The 16,103-nt window shown below is 26.9% G+C and carries 21 protein-coding genes and 1 rRNA gene; 19 read left to right on the plus strand and 3 right to left on the minus strand.

All coding sequences use genetic code 11. The features are described 5' to 3' along the window. The first annotated feature begins 126 nt into the window (after positions 1-126). The 9 genes from ADFLV_RS05615 to ADFLV_RS05655 all read left to right on the plus strand — a co-directional run bounded on the left by ADFLV_RS05615 (position 127) and on the right by ADFLV_RS05655 (position 6,510). Positions 127-327: a hypothetical protein gene (locus ADFLV_RS05615; protein ID WP_129011122.1), complete on the plus strand. Its 201-nt coding sequence runs from the start codon at positions 127-129 to the stop codon at positions 325-327. After that, entirely contained in the window at positions 296-637 is a 342-nt protein-coding gene (locus ADFLV_RS05620; RefSeq protein WP_129011121.1) for a hypothetical protein, read from the plus strand. Before ADFLV_RS05615 ends, ADFLV_RS05620 begins: the two co-directional genes overlap by 32 nt. Then, positions 624-938, plus strand: coding sequence for a hypothetical protein (locus tag ADFLV_RS05625; protein ID WP_129011120.1), 315 nt, complete (start codon positions 624-626; stop codon positions 936-938). The genes ADFLV_RS05620 and ADFLV_RS05625 overlap by 14 nt, the downstream gene beginning before the upstream one ends. After that, positions 928-1,338: a replication protein gene (locus tag ADFLV_RS05630; RefSeq protein ID WP_129011119.1), complete on the plus strand. Its 411-nt coding sequence runs from the start codon at positions 928-930 to the stop codon at positions 1,336-1,338. The genes ADFLV_RS05625 and ADFLV_RS05630 overlap by 11 nt, the downstream gene beginning before the upstream one ends. 212 nt (positions 1,339-1,550) lie before the next feature. Then, positions 1,551-1,928 carry a hypothetical protein gene (locus tag ADFLV_RS05635; protein WP_129011118.1) on the plus strand — a complete coding sequence of 126 codons (378 nt, stop codon included), beginning with the start codon at positions 1,551-1,553 and terminating at the stop codon, positions 1,926-1,928. Between the two features lie 202 nt (positions 1,929-2,130). Beyond that, complete coding sequence (locus ADFLV_RS05640; protein ID WP_129011117.1) at positions 2,131-2,343, plus strand: hypothetical protein; 213 nt, start codon at positions 2,131-2,133, stop codon at positions 2,341-2,343. 66 nt (positions 2,344-2,409) lie between these two features. Beyond that, positions 2,410-3,831, plus strand: a complete 1,422-nt coding sequence (locus tag ADFLV_RS05645; RefSeq protein ID WP_129011116.1) for a hypothetical protein — start codon at positions 2,410-2,412, stop codon at positions 3,829-3,831. Continuing rightward, positions 3,824-6,010: a hypothetical protein gene (locus ADFLV_RS05650; RefSeq protein ID WP_129011115.1), complete on the plus strand. Its 2,187-nt coding sequence runs from the start codon at positions 3,824-3,826 to the stop codon at positions 6,008-6,010. The genes ADFLV_RS05645 and ADFLV_RS05650 overlap by 8 nt, the downstream gene beginning before the upstream one ends. Positions 6,011-6,012: 2 nt before the next feature. After that, on the plus strand, positions 6,013-6,510 hold the full coding sequence (locus ADFLV_RS05655; protein ID WP_129011114.1) for a hypothetical protein: 498 nt from the start codon (positions 6,013-6,015) through the stop codon (positions 6,508-6,510). A 20-nt stretch (positions 6,511-6,530) separates the two neighbouring features. Here the strand turns inward: ADFLV_RS05655 and ADFLV_RS05660 are convergent, their stop codons facing one another. Continuing rightward, positions 6,531-6,740, minus strand: a complete 210-nt coding sequence (locus tag ADFLV_RS05660; RefSeq protein WP_129011113.1) for an XRE family transcriptional regulator — start codon at positions 6,738-6,740, stop codon at positions 6,531-6,533. Between the two features lie 132 nt (positions 6,741-6,872). Between ADFLV_RS05660 and ADFLV_RS05665 the strand changes: the two genes are divergently transcribed. After that, the gene (locus tag ADFLV_RS05665) at positions 6,873-7,277 is read left to right on the plus strand and encodes a hypothetical protein (protein WP_129011112.1); all 405 of its coding nucleotides are present in this window, start codon (positions 6,873-6,875) and stop codon (positions 7,275-7,277) included. Positions 7,278-7,290: 13 nt separating this feature from the next. Here the strand turns inward: ADFLV_RS05665 and ADFLV_RS05670 are convergent, their stop codons facing one another. Beyond that, positions 7,291-7,569: a DUF5320 domain-containing protein gene (locus ADFLV_RS05670; protein ID WP_129011111.1), complete on the minus strand. Its 279-nt coding sequence runs from the start codon at positions 7,567-7,569 to the stop codon at positions 7,291-7,293. A gap of 123 nt (positions 7,570-7,692) precedes the next feature. Here ADFLV_RS05670 and ADFLV_RS05675 point away from each other — a divergent pair, with 123 nt between their 5' ends. Continuing rightward, the gene (locus ADFLV_RS05675) at positions 7,693-8,220 is read left to right on the plus strand and encodes a hypothetical protein (protein ID WP_129011110.1); all 528 of its coding nucleotides are present in this window, start codon (positions 7,693-7,695) and stop codon (positions 8,218-8,220) included. Positions 8,221-8,478: 258 nt separating this feature from the next. Here ADFLV_RS05675 and rrf read toward each other — a convergent pair. Next, a 5S ribosomal RNA gene (rrf, locus tag ADFLV_RS05680) occupies positions 8,479-8,596 on the minus strand. A gap of 1,072 nt (positions 8,597-9,668) precedes the next feature. Between rrf and ADFLV_RS05685 the strand changes: the two genes are divergently transcribed. The 8 genes from ADFLV_RS05685 to ADFLV_RS05720 are packed head-to-tail and all read left to right on the plus strand — an operon-like array spanning position 9,669 to position 15,970. Continuing rightward, entirely contained in the window at positions 9,669-10,676 is a 1,008-nt protein-coding gene (locus ADFLV_RS05685) for an ATP-binding protein (protein WP_129011109.1), read from the plus strand. Beyond that, positions 10,639-11,844, plus strand: coding sequence for a vWA domain-containing protein (locus ADFLV_RS05690; protein WP_129011108.1), 1,206 nt, complete (start codon positions 10,639-10,641; stop codon positions 11,842-11,844). Before ADFLV_RS05685 ends, ADFLV_RS05690 begins: the two co-directional genes overlap by 38 nt. Further along, positions 11,816-12,517 (plus strand): hypothetical protein, encoded by a 702-nt coding sequence (locus ADFLV_RS05695; protein WP_129011107.1) that lies wholly within the window; start codon positions 11,816-11,818, stop codon positions 12,515-12,517. The genes ADFLV_RS05690 and ADFLV_RS05695 overlap by 29 nt, the downstream gene beginning before the upstream one ends. A 43-nt stretch (positions 12,518-12,560) precedes the next feature. Then, a complete protein-coding gene (locus tag ADFLV_RS05700; protein ID WP_129011106.1) occupies positions 12,561-12,986 on the plus strand; it encodes an ArsC/Spx/MgsR family protein in 426 nt (141 codons plus the stop codon). Then, positions 12,971-13,270 (plus strand): hypothetical protein, encoded by a 300-nt coding sequence (locus tag ADFLV_RS05705; RefSeq protein WP_129011105.1) that lies wholly within the window; start codon positions 12,971-12,973, stop codon positions 13,268-13,270. Before ADFLV_RS05700 ends, ADFLV_RS05705 begins: the two co-directional genes overlap by 16 nt. A 12-nt stretch (positions 13,271-13,282) precedes the next feature. After that, positions 13,283-13,762: a GreA/GreB family elongation factor gene (locus ADFLV_RS05710; RefSeq protein ID WP_129011104.1), complete on the plus strand. Its 480-nt coding sequence runs from the start codon at positions 13,283-13,285 to the stop codon at positions 13,760-13,762. Position 13,763: 1 nt separating this feature from the next. Next, positions 13,764-14,678 (plus strand): class I SAM-dependent methyltransferase, encoded by a 915-nt coding sequence (locus tag ADFLV_RS05715; protein ID WP_129011161.1) that lies wholly within the window; start codon positions 13,764-13,766, stop codon positions 14,676-14,678. A gap of 41 nt (positions 14,679-14,719) precedes the next feature. Beyond that, a complete protein-coding gene (locus ADFLV_RS05720; RefSeq protein WP_129011103.1) occupies positions 14,720-15,970 on the plus strand; it encodes an L-lactate MFS transporter in 1,251 nt (416 codons plus the stop codon). The last annotated feature ends 133 nt before the right edge of the window (positions 15,971-16,103 follow it).

Below are 16,103 nucleotides of genomic sequence, written 5' to 3' on the forward strand. Positions count from 1 at the left end.
ATCAAAAAACTTAATTTATAAATTTGTTAAAAGGTGGCTAAAAAGCCCAAATAATAGTTATCGAACTATTAACCAAGAATATTTTATTGCCTGAAAAATAGGCTTATTAAACAATAAGGAGTAGATATGAGTAATCAATTAAGAATAGAAATACTTAGATTGATAACAAAACAAAGTGGAAAACTAATAATTGTATTTTTACTGGATGGCAAAAGAATGGAATTAGAGAATTTAGAGTTTGAAAAAAGATTTGGGAACTTTGAAGATTATCAAAGAGAAAATAAAGGAGTTGAATATGTCGAGCAAAAACAATCAAAACCTAATTAATGATAAATCTATTGCACAAAAAGAGTTTGAAGCAAATAGACTGGAAGAAATTGCAATAAACAATATAAAACTAATTCATACAGATAGATTTAACTTTGTCGTTGAGCAAAATAGATTTAAAGGTTATTTTGGAACTCTAAAATATGCACTTAGAAGATTTTATAAGTTGCTACATGGGAAATCATCAATGAGATTTGAAGACTTTACAAATCAGTACGGCAATTTAAAAGCATATATGCCATGTAACATGATTGATATTGATCTGATTAAAAAAGAATTAAGTAAAGAGGTAGAAGATGAAAAAGCCTAAAGGAGTCTCACATTATTTAGTGTTGCGAGATTTAATCAATGGAATTGATGTTAGAGAAAAAAGTGATGTTTTATTTTATTTAACATCACGAATTGAAAATATTAAATGTGATTTGAACAAAAAAGGTATAGATTTTATTGAAGATATTACTAAAGAAAGTACATATTCAAAATACAAGCCTTATATTTTAAAACCATCAAAAGACAATATTCAAAAGGCAGAAGATTTAATCCAAATATATGCAACGGATGAAGTGTTAGAATTTTTAGAGAAAGCAAAAAATACAAATAATGGCAAGTAATTTATCTTTTGGAAACGACAAAGATGGTTATGCAACTATTGATGAATTTTATAAGTCTTTAATGTTTCAGCAAATAATGGATTCAGATTTAAACAGAAATGAAAGAGATGTGATGTTAGTAATCTTTAGGAAAACAATTCACTATGAAAAATGGAAAGATAGAATCAGTATGTATTGGTTATCAAAAGCAGTTGGGATAAGTGATGCAACATTAAGAGCTACTTTAGAAAGATTAGAGAATAAAAGTCTTATTGATATAACAAGATCAACAGGTGGAAAATCAACTAGCAATAAAAAATATAATGAGTTTAAAATACATACCTATTTTATAAATATGGTTTTCAAAAAATGGGAAAATATTAAAATGGAAAATGGTTTTACTATTGTAAGAGAAATTTAATTAATCATTATAGGGTATTAAATAAAGGGGGCTTTAATTAGTACCCTTTTAATTTATCCCCTTTGAATTAGTACACAACAAAGTATTAACTATTACAAAGTATTAATTATATTAAAAAGAAAAAAAGAAAGAGAGGTTGAAAATTCAACTAGACTCTTATATATGGTAAAAAAGAAGTTTAACAAAAGTTGATATTGAAAAGGAAAATGAAAATGTTAAATGATGAAGATATAAATTTGCCAATAAGTAAAAGATTTTTAGAAGAAATAAGTAATTTATCAAAAACAGCTATTAAAATTTATTTATCATTGGCATTTCATAGAAGCAAATTTATTGATAAAAAACGTCATGGAAATAAAATTAGTGTTAGTCATAGAGAAATAAGAATTAATAAGTTTTATCCCGATAGTTTTAATTCTAGTTTCTTAGGTGTATGTAATGATGAAAGAAGTTATTACAAAGCTATTAAGGAATTAGAAAATAAATCATTAATTAGAATAATAAGAACTCATACAAAGAACGGTAAGCCATTACCAAATATTTATATTTTTAATGATGTTAATAGTGGTAAAAAACAATGCCAAGATTAGGGCGAGGGTTTAGACCAAACAGCAAGGTTATAGCAAGGTTTCACCGTTTTGTTTCAAATGATTTGATTATGTAGCTATTTTATGATTGACGGTCGAAGAATCTAAGACCATTTGATTTGAAATCGAGCGGTATAAAAGAGCCTGATTTTTGAGAAGTCGAAAAATTTACGACTTTAAACTTAAACAATATTAAGGTTAAAAGATGGAACAAAAAAGAATTGTTGATATATGGGATAGAAAAGAAAATCTATGTAATAGACCAGTTTTAGCAAATAGAGATATTGAAGTAATTAAAAAAACACAAGAATTATTTAGTATCACCATAGGAGATGCAATAAGTGGATTAATGAAAGGATTATATTCTTATGATGAGGTACTAAAACAATTAAGAGATGAAGAATATCCAACTATTTAGGGTAACAAAAACATACCATATTTAATAAAAATTTATAAAGATAAAATAATAAAAAAGGAGATAAAAATGCCTAGATATGATGTACCAAAAGTAATGAGTTTTGGAGATGCAATACAAGCCAATCAATCAATGATGGATGGATTTAGACAGTTGGGTAGTATTTCTCAAAACTATCTTAATCAAGAAGAACAGAAAAAACAGAATGAGTGGAGCAATGCTTTTGAAGGTCAAAGAATAGAAATAGATGCAAATAAAAATAATATTGCACAACAAGAAATAGAATTTAAAAAGAATCAAGATGTAGCTAAAAAACAAGCAAACACAGAAGCACTTAAATTTGTTAATCCAGAACTTTTTCAAAGTATTCAATCTCAATATGGAGAAACTCCGAGTGTTGAAAATGCTAATAAAATGAATGATATAACAGGAAATATTAATTTAGATAAAGTAAAACCAATTAAACCAAATTATAAACTTGAAAAAACGGATAAAGGATTTGTTATGTTTAATACCTCTGATCCAAGTGCTGAGCCTTATCCTATAGCAAATTATAAACCATATTCTAAACCATCTAATAGTGCAGGAATAGAGAAAAAAACAACTGATCAATTAAATTGGTTGTTGTATAACACTGGGCGAAAAACAAAAGGATTAGATCCCATTTCTTACGATGAATTTTATGATCAAAAAATGAATACAAAAAGTATGGGAGTTGGGTTAAGAGATGCAAACAGTGTTGAGCAAGAAACAGGAAGAGTTGCAAAAACATTAAATTTAAATCCATATCAAATGAGTAGTTATGATTTTAGCAAACTACAACCAGAACAAAGATACGAAATGGATAATTTGATTACTACAAGAGAGCAAGGCTTAAAATCTAAAGTTCCTGATTGGATGAAAAAAAATCTTGATGATTTAAGTGCAGTTGTATATTCAGCTGGTGAAGTAAGTAAGAATATCAATTCAAATGATACAGGATTGATTGATTCAACATATAACAAAATCAATCAATACTTAGGAATGGGAGATAGTGCAGAGTTAGCAAAAAGGTCATTAACTCAGGCTAATTATCAACTTTATTCAAATTTTATGCTTAAATCAATGAGTGGATTAGCAGTAACTCAGCCAGAAGAAGAAAGATTTACAAAAGCATTTGGTAGTTTAATGCTGAATGATAGTGTTGCAGCTGTAAAAATAAAAACAAATATGGAAAATTTATCTTATAGATTAGAAAATATGAAAAAATCTTATGACCCGATAGCATTTAATTATAGATATGGACACTTACAGAAAGGTGTAGAAAATGCAATATCAAAAATGGATAAGATTTTACAAAATGGAAGTACAAATAATACAAATTTTGTAAATTCTGATGGAACTAAATATGAGGACAAAACACAAAATAAAACTATAGTTCAAACACTTAAGAACAAAACAACTGGTCAAATAATGAATAAATATAGTGATGGGAGTGTAAGTTATGAGTAGTACTTTTAATCCTGACGATTGGGAAGATATAACAATAAGTAAAAAAAATGAAAATACATTCAATCCTGCTGAATGGGAAGATATAACAAATAACAATAAAAGATTAAATAATCAAAATAAAAGTTTTATTGCACCTTCTGCACCAAATCCAAATAATGTAGGTCCAACTGAAAAACCCACATTTATTGAAAAAACAAAAAAGTTTGTGAATGATGGAGCAAAAGAAATTGGAGATTTTGCAAAAATAGGACTTGGAATAAATGAGAGTCCTTTTCAGAAAAAAACTAATGATCCAAGCTTTGAAACATTAACAGCTATTAAATCTTTAACAAAAACTGATGATGCTAATACTTGGAGAAAAAATACAGAACAAGAATTAACAAAAAGAGGTTATTCAAATGTTAGATTTTCAGAAGATGGAAATATTTTTGCAACAACAAAAGATGGGAAAGATCAGGAGATAACAGGAGGATTTTTTAAAGATGCTGCTGCGTCTTTGATTGGTGATAAATTTAAGGAAACGGGAGCATTAGCAGGAGCAGCAAAAGGATTCAATTATACTTCAAAGTTGCCAATTCCTAATCCTTATTTAAAAGGTGGCGCAATAGCAGTTGGAACAGCATTAGGTGCAGGAACGGGTGCTTTATTTGGTGATGGACTAGACCAAGCAGAAGCAAATATAAAATATGATGAGAATATTAACACTAAACAAAGTTTTAGTAGTGCATTTAATAGTGCAAATGATGGAATAAAAAGTGAATTGATAGGATTAGGATTTGGAAAAGCTTTTACGGCACTACCTGATGCAAAAAATGAAATAGTTACTAAAGCTAAGGATATGATAGCTAATAAGGTTTATGGTGAATTATCAAATTACCAAGACCCAAAGCAGTTAATAAAAATACTTGATTTAGCAGATCAATCAGGTGTAAAACTTGTTCCTTCTCAATTATCAGATAATAAGGCAATAGAGCAGTTAACAAATGTAATTGCACAAAATCCTGTTTTATCACAAAAGCTTAATACAGTAAACAAAGAAAACAAAATAGCAATGAACACAAGCATCAATGAATTACTTGATAAGATAGGAATAAATAGTGTTAAGTTACGAAATAAAGATAATATTGATCCTTTAGGTAAAGATATTCGCGATGGTTTAGCACAAGCTAAGAGTATTAGAAGTGGTCAGGTGAAAAATGCTTATGATTTGTTTGAAAGTTCTGTTAGTGGTAAAGCTAAAATAGGACTAGATGGTTTAGATAAACATATTCAAACAATGAGAGAGGAAGCCTTAACAATGCCAAATCCAGATAGTTTTAATAATGTTCTAAATGTTATGCAAAGTAGAGCTACGGAAATGTTTAACAAAAAGGGATATTTAGATGCAGTAGATTTAAATAACCTCAGCAAACAAGCTAATCAAATCTATAAAAGAAACTTTGATGACCCATCAAGCAGAAGTGCAACAATGATGATTAAATCATATATTGATAAAGATTTGGAAAGAGCATCGAAAATTGAGGGCGAAGATGTATATAATGCCTTACATAATGCTAAAGATTTACATATTCAAAAAGAAAACATATATGGGAAAACTAGTCAGCTTCCATTTAGAAAAACCATAGATAATCAAGCACTAGAAACAATAGTTGATGATATTTCAAAATCAAAACAAAGTATAACAAATACAAAAGCATTAAAAGAGGAGTTAAAACTTTTGCCTAATGGAGATAAGATACTAGGTAGTTTAGCAAGAAGTTTTATTGATGAATCATTGCAAAAAGCAAAATTAACTAATAGTGTTTATTCAGCAAAAGAGATAAATAGCAAAGAGTTATTAAAGGCTTTTGATAGTATGGATTATAGGCAGCTTGAAATATTAACGGATAAAGAAACAGTAGATAAGTTACATAATATAAGAAAATTAACAGAATTAATTATGAAGCAGGATAAGGTGTTAACTGGAACAGGTGGAGGACTTAATACAATGGGAATGGTAAGAAGTAGCATTGTAGATAAAGTTGCAGATTTTATGAAAATTAGAGCTTTTGGAAAAATAATTACTACACCAGTAACACAAGACTTACTTCATAAAGCATTAAAAAATGCAAGTGATAATAAATTAGATGAAGCAGATAGAGCAATTAAAGAATTAGATACATTAATAAAGGAGAAATAAAGATGTGTAAATTAATAGATACAAGAGGTTTAGATATAGAGGATATAAAAGTTTCACTTATAGCAAATGATGAGGTTGTTGATAGTAGAGATTATTCTGCATTATTGATTGATTATGGTATTTTATTAGCTATTTGCTGTAAAGCACAAGACGGAAATAATGAAGCAATAGAGTATCTAAAAAAAGACGTGATAGAAAGATTTAAAGATTTTGTTCCAGATAATCACAAAGAACATGTTTTAAAACGAGCTGACCAATTTTTGGGAGTTGAAGAAACTAATGTGTTGAGCAAAGATGAATTGATTAATCAGTATAGATTACATTTTAATCATTTATTATCTCTTACTGTATTAGCTGCTGCAGGACATGAAAAAGCTATTAAATATATAAATGAAAAATCAGAAGAAAATTTTAAAATAAATATGTCTGATTTAGAAAAAAAAGATTTTTTAATTGATGCTATTTCTATGTTAGATAGAATTTATCCAGATAGTATTTAACCTATAGAATTATCTATAGGTTAAATGTAAGGTTTGATATTATTAACAATTAAATCAAATTTTTTTGCTTTAATATAGTTTTCAAGCCAAGAGCTAACCCATACAGGTATAGGTTTATCGTTACCACCCCAACCATTAACAGTTACAGATGAAAGCTCCACTAAATTGCTAAATTCTTTTTTAGATAAATTAGCATCATAGAGTAATTTGTTAAATTCAGTTTTAGTCATTTTATATCCTATGAGATAATATTATTTATATAATTATATCATAATGGATATAAATTAAGTAATAATTAATAATTAATGATATATTATTTCAAAAATTAATATCATTAATGATATAAAACTAAAGGAATAAATATGTGTAAAAATGAAAAAATAGGAAAAGAGCTTAAAATTAATAGTGATTTAATTACATCAAGTGCAGCTATAAAACTTTCACTAATAGATAAAAAAATTTGTGATTTGAGTGTTTTATGTAGCACATTTAAATCTTTATGTAGATCAATAGAGTTTTCTGATTATACTGATGAAAAATTCTCATTTGGGGAAATAGTTAACATAATGAGAAAGCAAAATAAATTATTTAATGAAGCATTGATTAGTATTCAAGATGATATAGACTTATTAGGTTTCGATATTAATAAAATTGAAAAAGATAGCAAAGAAGATAAAAAAAGACTTGTTAGAGTAGCTTATGCTTTTATTAATAATGGAGAAATAGAAAGTGCTAAAAAAGAATTGGAAAAAATAATAGCAGAATAGGGAAGCAATCTCTCTATTCTTTTAATTCTTCAATCTTTTTTTCAAGATCTTCAATTTTACTTTCTAATAATTCTACTTTTTCTTGAAGTTCAATTTTTTCATCATATATTCTTTTTATGTTTTTTGCATTTAATTCTATTGCAAATGATTTTCCTAAAAATACAACGAGAATTAATGAGATTATTATAATCCATTTATCTATGATTAAAATATTGAAATAACTCAAAATAGCTAATATAAATATTAATAATATTAAAAAAAGTTCATCTTTAAAGCTTGTTAAACTAAACAAAATAATCCTTTTTATTAAGATCATAAATTATATATTTATTTATATAAAAAAAGAAATTGTAATAATATCTTTTACTAATAAAACAGAGAGATGCAATATGGTTGAAAAGAACTTATTGGTGAAATGCTTAAAAGAATAACAGACTTAATTACAGTTGAACATAACAAAGCAATGAAAACAGTTAAAAAGTTATCAATTGAAAACAGCTTTGGACAACTCGAAAAAATAGCGACTTGTATAACAGTTGGAAATGGTACAATTAATAGAGAAATTGAAACATACCTACTAACAAAAAAAGGAATTATCCAAATGAAAGACAAGCTAAATTATAACAATAACCAAGAAAGTGAATTAGGAATATTAGAATATTTAAAATATATCCCAAAATTGTTAGAAAAAATTGAAGCTTTAGAAAAAGAGATTGCATCTATCAAAGATGCAGTTGTTCCAGAACTTGATTTAACAAGAGCAAGTGGAGTAATAAAATATCTAAATATCAGCAAATCAACTCTTGATAGAAAAATAAGAGAGGGTGAATTAAAAAAAGGTATTCACTTCATTCAAAATGGTATAGGTGAAAATAGAAGATATATTCCAACTGCAATTCAAGAATACAAGAAGAACAAAAACAAATTTAAAGTAAAAGAATAAGCAATGCAAAGTGCTATCAATTAAAGATGATTGTATTGTTTTTATTGATAAGGAGAGACAGTGAAGTGGTGATTCACTGTCTCATTTCTTGCACACTAGTGTACAATTGCAAGTTTCAAATAAACTGCAAAGATTATAGCATAGCAAGCTGCTACAATCAGATAGGGAATGCTAAAGTCAATTCCTAAAAAGTGCATTGGATACCTCCTTTTTTGTACAAAAAAAGCTCCAAAAGGAGCAACAGTAATTAAGTGGACAAATATGCACCGACTTACTTTTCCACATCTGAAAGGTGCAGTATTATCAGCGATGAAATGCTTGACTTCCAGGTTCGGAATGGAGCTGGGTATTTTACCATTTCTCTATAAGCACATATTTTTTGCAAAAAAAAACCCAAGTATAATTAAATACTTGGGTTTCTTTGTCCACTCGTACTGTTCCAATGCAATTTAAAACAATAACTTTAACATCCACAAAGGTTCACCACAAACCTTAAAGGAGGTACAAAATGAACTAACTAACAGACAGTTAATTCATAAAAAGCACTATAAAAAATGCTCTCAGTGAATAAACTTAATAAATTAATATATAATACAAAATGCTAGCATGAAAAAAGTATTTTTTCTCAAACTAGCATTCTATTCGTTTCGTGTGTTCAGGTATTGTAATATATTTACAATATTATTTCAATAGGTATACCTATAAAATTTTTATAATTTTACAAATTCATTCAAAATGTAAAGTTAAGTTACATATTTTGTAACAATATGTAATTTTTTTTAAATTTATTACATATTATTTTAACCAAAAAGTGTTAAAAAAAGAAGTTATATTGATATATTTTTACTTTTTTAACCAAAAACAGTAAAAAGTATTTATAAGACAAACTTTAAAATATTATGCTTAGAGCCTAGTTTTTGGGCGATGTCTAATTTGGACAGCGTATTATAAAAAAGCCCCCTCCCTTAATTCAAAAGTTTAATTATCTCAATAATTTAGACCGTTACATTTCAAATATATCGGTCGAAAAAATTGCGACCGATACATTTGAAGTATCCAAAATGGCAACTTTAAACTTAAATCAATTTAAGATATAAGTAAAAAGTTTGTTCTCAAAAATGAATGAAAATACTAACATTTCATTAACGAAAAATAGTAAGGTTTTAGTAAGGGTTTACACCGAGGTTTAAAATCATTGTAAATTAAATACACTTCTTTACATTATCAGTATAATTTTTTAGACTATTATTGAAATGTCTAATAAATGTATTCTTAAAAGTATACTTTTAATTAAATTTATATTTTAAAGTATTATAAATAGGTAATATTTGCACTATTTTATATATGGCAAAGTAACTCCTCGTTTTAAAATCAAAGTATATCTCAACTGAACTTTGAAAGAAAGGGTATAAAAATTGCATATTTGTAAAGAAAAAATAGGTTGAAATATGGTAACTCCTGCAATTGGAACACAAGAATTATACAAACAATTACAAATATTACTAAAAAGTGATATTCCTGTATTTATACATGGAAGTCCAGGAATTGGAAAATCATATATAGTAAATGATATTGCAAAAAAGAATAATTTGGAGTTGATTGATGTTAGGCTTTCTCAACTTGATGCAGTTGATTTACGAGGAATTCCTGCAATTTTAGATAATCAAACAGTTTGGATGAGTCCAATTTTTTTACCAAAAGATGAAAACTCTAGTGGAATATTATTTTTAGATGAGTTAAACTCAGCTTCACTTTCTGTTCAAGCAGCAATTTATCAGTTAGTTTTAGATAGAAAAATAGGGGAGTATTCTCTTCCAAAAAATTGGAAGATAGTTTGTGCTGGAAATAAAATAAATGATAAAGGAATTGTTTTTAAACTTCCAAGTCCACTTGTAAATAGAATGGTTCATTTATTACTTGAAGCAAAATATGATGATTTTAAAAATTGGGCAATTTTAAATGGCATTCATTCATATATTTTAGGTTTTTTAGGATTTAGACCTGATTTATTAAGTAGTGAAGTTCCAAATTCTACTGAAACAAATCCTGCTTTTTGTACGCCAAGAGCTTGGAGTATGTTATCAACTATTTTAAAAAATGAGAGTGATGTATCAGTTATCTCACCAATTATTTATGGAACAGTTGGATATGCAGCTGCTATTGAGTTTATTTCATTTATTAAAGTTTATGAGACTTTACCAAATATAGATGAGATATTAGAAGGAACTTGTGAAGTAGTTCCAAACGAACCTAGTGCTTTATATGCTTTATGCTCAGCAGTTATTGAAAAATATAAAGATTGTAATCAAGCTGTAAATATATTTGCTTATAGTAAAAAGCTTCCAGTTGAGTTTGCAGTAATGCTTATTAAAGATTTAATTGTAAAAGATGAAGAGATTACAACATTAGGTGAATTTGATGAGTGGATTGAAAAATATGCAGACTACATCATATAAAGATGTATTTGAAAAAATAAGAGTTAATTTCTTATTTAATCATCCTTTTTTATCTGTTTTAGCTTTGAGTATAGAAACATCTTATGATGAAAATAAAAATAGTGCTTTTTTAACAAATGGTTTTAAAATAACTATTGATACAAATAAACTTGAAAAATACTCAAAAGAAGAGATAACTTATCTTTACGCACACACATTACTTCATATAGTTTTAAAACATCCATATAGACAAAAAACAAGAGATAGTTATATTTGGAATAAAGCTTGTGATATTGTAATAAACAATATTCTTTCGACTTTTACAAATATTGGTTCAAGACCAGCTGATGAGATTTTTGATTTAACATTAAAAGATAAGTGTGTTGAAGAAGTATATGAAATACTTTATAAAAAGAAAAAAGAAGAGATAGGAAAAACAAATCCTAATAAAGATGGAGCTTTAGATTCAAATGAATATGATAAATCAAAACTAGATTTAGATGAGGTGTATGTGAAAAATGAAAAAATAGATCAAGAAAAACTTGATGGAATTATTATTCAGGCTTTGAGTATTGCAAAAAAAGCTTCAAATTTATATGAGGGAATGAGTATCGAAATAGATACTTTGATAAAACCAGAAATAAATCTAAGTGATGAGTTAAAAGAGTATTTAATAAGCTCTTTTTTTGAAAAACAACTCTCTTATGAAAGACCAAATAAAAGGTTTATAAGTAATGGTATTTATATGCCAGGAACAAAAAAGCTAAACGATAATCTAAATATCTATATAGCTCTTGATAGTTCTTCTAGTGTAACCCTTGATGAATATAAAAAGTTTTTAGGAATTATAGGCGAAATTGCAGATAGTTTTTATGAATATAATGTAGAGATTTTACCTTTTGATTTAAAAGTGCGAAGTGAATATATCATAAAGTTTGATAGTTTTAATCCACTTTCTAGTGATGAATTATTAATTCCAAAATCAAATGGTGGAACATCTTTTGATGAGTGTTTGAGATATTTAAAAAAATCAAGTGAAGTAAGAAATGATAGTTTATTGATTGTTTTAAGTGATGGAGAATTTGAATTAACAGAATCTCTTTTATGTAATACACTTTTCATAATCAGTAATAAAAAAAATCTAAGAAAGTTTGAAAAAGATGGAAGAGTTATTCAATTTAACATATAAAGATGAGGTTGAAATACTAAAAGATGAAGATGATTTTGAAGCCTTAGGTGATGAAAAATATCTAAATCATCCAGATATGGAAGCCAGACTTTATTGGGCGTTTTGTCGACCAAATGGTTCATGTGAAGCTCAAATAAAAGATATCGACCCTCTTGTTTCAATAATGGCTTTTAATCACTCTAAATTAAATGCTTTAAAAAGATTTACTCTTTTACATAAAGAGGTTATAGAAAATCCAAATTTACGAGTAAAAATAAAAAATAGAACTAGAATGTTATTTCGTTCCCTTGTTGATGATGATTTCAAAGAGTTAAATAAGGTTTTGGATATTGTTCCAGTTTTTTTGGAAGTTGCAGTTGACCAGCTTAAAAATGGAAGAAAATGGAATGACATATTTGCAGATGAAATAGAAGCAACTATTTTTATGCAAAAAGCTGAAAAGTTTATAGATGATAGTTTTAAAGAAGCACTTTTTTTCAAACTAAAAGATTTAAGAGAACTTGACCAAGAAGAGTTAAAAGAACATTTAGAAGAAATAATAGAAAAAAAAGAAAAAATCCATACTTTGATATTAAAACATTATAAAAATGAGGTGGATAAATGGATTGAAAAATCAAATTTACATCTTCTTCAAAAAATGACAATAAAAAAGTTAGCAGAAAAGCTAATCTAAAAGTGGTATAAAAATTGCATATACTCTTATAAAAAGGGATTTTATGGGAAATTTTGCTTTTTATAAATTCACATTCTATGAAAAAACAGGATGTAGTGGTAATGCTAGACAAAAAGAGTTATTAAAAAGTTATGATATATCTTTTGATGTAAAAAGTTTACTTGATACAAAATGGACTTATGATGAGTTAAGTAAATTTTTTGAAAATTTAGAAGTTAAAGATATGGTAAATCCTTTTGCTCCTCAAATAAAAAATAATGAAATAGATATAAAAAATCTATCAAAAGATGAAGTTATAAATCTTATGATAAAAATACCAATTCTGATAAAAAGACCCTTGATGGAAATAAATGGAAATAAAATTTGTGGTTTTGATGTTGAAAAAATCAATAAAATTTTAAATCTAAAAATAGATACAGATAAAAAAATAAATAGCTGTTCAAGTAGTGACTCATGCACAAATGTTTAATAGAAATTTGTAAAGAGTTTGAGATGGTTCATGATTTTTTAACACAGCCTTCAACAGAAAAAGAGGAGTTTATTGAATCCTTGTTTTTGGATTTTATGGAGTGTTTTAGTTCTTTAAAAGAAGAAAAGCTTCATTATCCAAAAGAGTTTATAGATGATGTAAGACTTTTTAATGAAGGTAATTTTATGGTTGTTAGAAAGTTTCAAGATATTCAAATGCGATATTTGATGTTAAGTGATTTTTATGATTATGCCAGATTAACGAAGAAATATATAAAAAATTAATATAATTCTTTTATGAATAAAGATTTAATTACAAAAAATGGTTATGAAAAAATAGTTGAAGAGTTTAAAGCTCTACTAAAAGAGAAGTCTTTTTGGGTAAAAGAGAAAGAAATAGCAGCTCAACTTGGCGATAGAAGTGAAAATGCTGAGTATATTGCTGCAAAAGAGCAAATAAGAAACTGCGATAAAAGACTTAGATTTCTTGATAAAATTATAAATAATAGTGAAGTAATAGATATTACACAAATTCCCCATACAAAAGTAAATTTTGGTTCACATGTAGTTATAGAAGATTTAGATACAGATGAATTGAAAACTTTTATAATCGTTGGAACTTTTGAAGTTAATATAAATGAAAATAAAATCTCAAATAAATCACCTTTTGGAAGAGCATTATTGGGTAAAAGTTTAAATCAAGAGTTTGAATTTGAAATCAATGGTGATATTTATGAATACAAAATAATCTCAATAAAAGAGTATAACTTTGAATAAAATAGATTTAGAAAAACTAAAAGAGATTATTTTAAAAAATCTAGAAGATAAAACAAAAGAGATAAAAAGAGTTTTTCATGGACGAGGAAACTTTTATGATGATTTTAATTATTTAACTGTTGATAGTTTAGATGAGATTTTATTTGTTACTTTTTTTGAAGAAAATGAGAAAGAAAAAGAGATTATCAAACTTCTTGATGAGGTAACAAATATAAAAAAAATTGATACTTTTATTGTTCAAAGAAAATATAAAAACGAAAATCATAATGAAGCAATAAAAGGAGAAATCCCACCATTTTATATAGTTACAGAAAATGGTTTAAAATATAAAATTAACTTTTTCAATAAAAATATTGGAATTTTTTTAGATATGAAAATAGGGCGTGAGTATATTAGCTCTATTTGTAAAGATAAAAATGTTTTAAATCTATTTTCTTATACTTGTGCATTTTCTGTTGCTGCAATAAATGCAAATGCAAAACAAGTTGTAAATGTAGATATGGCAAAAGGCGCTTTAACAACGGGAAGAGAAAATCATCATTTAAATAATCTTGATGCTAAAAAAGTAAAATTTATGCCTTATGATATTTTAAAATCATGGAGTAGAATCAAAAAAGAAGCTCCTTATGATATTATCATTATTGATCCACCATCTTTTCAAAAAGGAAGTTTTGCAGCAACTAAGGATTATGAAAAAATCATAAAAAGATTAGATGATTTAGCAAGTGATAATTGTATTGTTTTATCTTGTTTGAATGCCCCAGAACTTGATAGTAACTTTATAAAAGAAAAATTCAAAGAATTAGCACCAAGTTTCAAATTTGAAAAAAGATTGGAAAATTTAAAAGAGTTTATTACAAATAATGAAGAAAAGTCATTAAAAAATCTTATATTTGTAAAACAAAACTCTAATTGATTTTTAGATATTATCCCAAGTTTTATTTTAGGAGTAAAGAAATGGTAGAAAAAAATCGTTGGCTTATGGCACTTAGTGCTGTAGGAGTTCATATTTGTATCGGTTCTGTATATGCTTGGAGTGTTTATGTAAAACCAATTCAAGCTCAAATGCAGTGGGATTTGACAGATGTAACAATTGCCTTTAGTATTGCGATATTCTTTTTGGGATTATCTGCTGCACTTATGGGAAAATTTGTTGAAAAAAATGGTCCAAGAGTTTCAGCTATTATAGCTGCGTCACTTTTTGGTTTAGGAACAATGGGTTCTGGACTTGCAATAATGATGGAATCAAAAATGTTACTATACTTCTTTTATGGAGTTTTAGGTGGATGTGGTTTAGGAATAGGGTATATTTCTCCTGTATCAACACTTGTAAAATGGTTCCCTGATAAAAGAGGTATGGCAACTGGACTTGCTATTATGGGATTTGGTTTTGCATCAGCTATTTGGGGACCTGCTATTAAGGTTTTAATTGAAGCTGTTGGAATTGCTGGAACATTCTTTATTTTAGGAGCTATATATTTTGTTGTTATGTTTGCTTCTGCTCTTTATTTAGAAAAACCACATGATGAATATTTACCTAAAAAATTTGAACAAAAAATCAAAGAGGGTAAAAAGAAATTAAAAGAGGATTTAGAAACTTTAACTTTAGCACAAGCTGTTAAAACACCAAGATTTTATGGTCTTTGGATAATGTTATTTATAAATATCACTTGTGGTATTGCTATTATTGGGGTTGCATCTCCCTTGCTTCAAGAAGTTTTAGGAATTTCTGCAATCGCAGCAGCAGCAGCTGTTGGTTTAATGGGAATTTTTAATGGTGCAGGAAGACTTATGTGGGCTTCAATTTCAGATTATATTACAAGACCTGTTGTATATGTAATCTTTTTTGCTACACAAATAGTTGCTTTTTATATGTTACCCTCGATTACTGAAATTGTAGTATTTCAAGTAGTGTTATATTTTATTATGACTTGTTATGGAGGAGGATTTGCTTCAATTCCTGCATATATTGGGGATATTTTTGGAACAAAAGAACTTGGAGCAATTCATGGATATATCTTAACAGCTTGGGCAGCAGCTGGGCTTGTTGGACCACTTATTATTTCTATTGTAAAAGATAGAACAGGTTCATATTCTGAAACACTTTATGTATTTGCAGGTTTCTTTGTAATAGCTTTAGTTGTATCTATTGCAATGATTTCAAATATAAAATCTATTCAAAAGAAAAAAGCAAAACACAATCACTAAAAACAAATCTAAACTTTGAATTATTCAAAGTTTAGAGCTTATTTAATATCTTTTACTAAAACTACAGAATAAAAATATCATTATAAATTTATTTGACAATTTTATAAATTTCTATTATTATTTTAACTTGTCC

The organism is Arcobacter defluvii, assembly GCF_013201725.1.
Lineage (GTDB): Bacteria > Campylobacterota > Campylobacteria > Campylobacterales > Arcobacteraceae > Aliarcobacter > Aliarcobacter defluvii.

Bases quoted from the DNA above. Each gene is read 5' to 3' on its own strand.
- ADFLV_RS05690 (WP_129011108.1), top strand. From the start codon at position 10,639: ATGAGTGGATTGAAAAATATGCAGACTACATCATATAAAGATGTATTT.
- ADFLV_RS05650 (WP_129011115.1), top strand. From the start codon at position 3,824: ATGAGTAGTACTTTTAATCCTGACGATTGGGAAGATATAACAATAAGT.
- ADFLV_RS05655 (WP_129011114.1), top strand. From the start codon at position 6,013: ATGTGTAAATTAATAGATACAAGAGGTTTAGATATAGAGGATATAAAA.
- ADFLV_RS05660 (WP_129011113.1), bottom strand. From the start codon at position 6,740: ATGACTAAAACTGAATTTAACAAATTACTCTATGATGCTAATTTATCT.
- ADFLV_RS05695 (WP_129011107.1), top strand. From the start codon at position 11,816: ATGGAAGAGTTATTCAATTTAACATATAAAGATGAGGTTGAAATACTA.
- ADFLV_RS05640 (WP_129011117.1), top strand. From the start codon at position 2,131: ATGGAACAAAAAAGAATTGTTGATATATGGGATAGAAAAGAAAATCTA.
- ADFLV_RS05685 (WP_129011109.1), top strand. From the start codon at position 9,669: ATGGTAACTCCTGCAATTGGAACACAAGAATTATACAAACAATTACAA.
- ADFLV_RS05635 (WP_129011118.1), top strand. From the start codon at position 1,551: ATGTTAAATGATGAAGATATAAATTTGCCAATAAGTAAAAGATTTTTA.
- ADFLV_RS05705 (WP_129011105.1), top strand. From the start codon at position 12,971: ATGCACAAATGTTTAATAGAAATTTGTAAAGAGTTTGAGATGGTTCAT.
- ADFLV_RS05710 (WP_129011104.1), top strand. From the start codon at position 13,283: ATGAATAAAGATTTAATTACAAAAAATGGTTATGAAAAAATAGTTGAA.
- ADFLV_RS05675 (WP_129011110.1), top strand. From the start codon at position 7,693: ATGCTTAAAAGAATAACAGACTTAATTACAGTTGAACATAACAAAGCA.
- ADFLV_RS05720 (WP_129011103.1), top strand. From the start codon at position 14,720: ATGGTAGAAAAAAATCGTTGGCTTATGGCACTTAGTGCTGTAGGAGTT.
- ADFLV_RS05700 (WP_129011106.1), top strand. From the start codon at position 12,561: ATGGGAAATTTTGCTTTTTATAAATTCACATTCTATGAAAAAACAGGA.
- ADFLV_RS05665 (WP_129011112.1), top strand. From the start codon at position 6,873: ATGTGTAAAAATGAAAAAATAGGAAAAGAGCTTAAAATTAATAGTGAT.
- ADFLV_RS05620 (WP_129011121.1), top strand. From the start codon at position 296: ATGTCGAGCAAAAACAATCAAAACCTAATTAATGATAAATCTATTGCA.
- ADFLV_RS05615 (WP_129011122.1), top strand. From the start codon at position 127: ATGAGTAATCAATTAAGAATAGAAATACTTAGATTGATAACAAAACAA.
- ADFLV_RS05630 (WP_129011119.1), top strand. From the start codon at position 928: ATGGCAAGTAATTTATCTTTTGGAAACGACAAAGATGGTTATGCAACT.
- ADFLV_RS05625 (WP_129011120.1), top strand. From the start codon at position 624: ATGAAAAAGCCTAAAGGAGTCTCACATTATTTAGTGTTGCGAGATTTA.
- ADFLV_RS05645 (WP_129011116.1), top strand. From the start codon at position 2,410: ATGCCTAGATATGATGTACCAAAAGTAATGAGTTTTGGAGATGCAATA.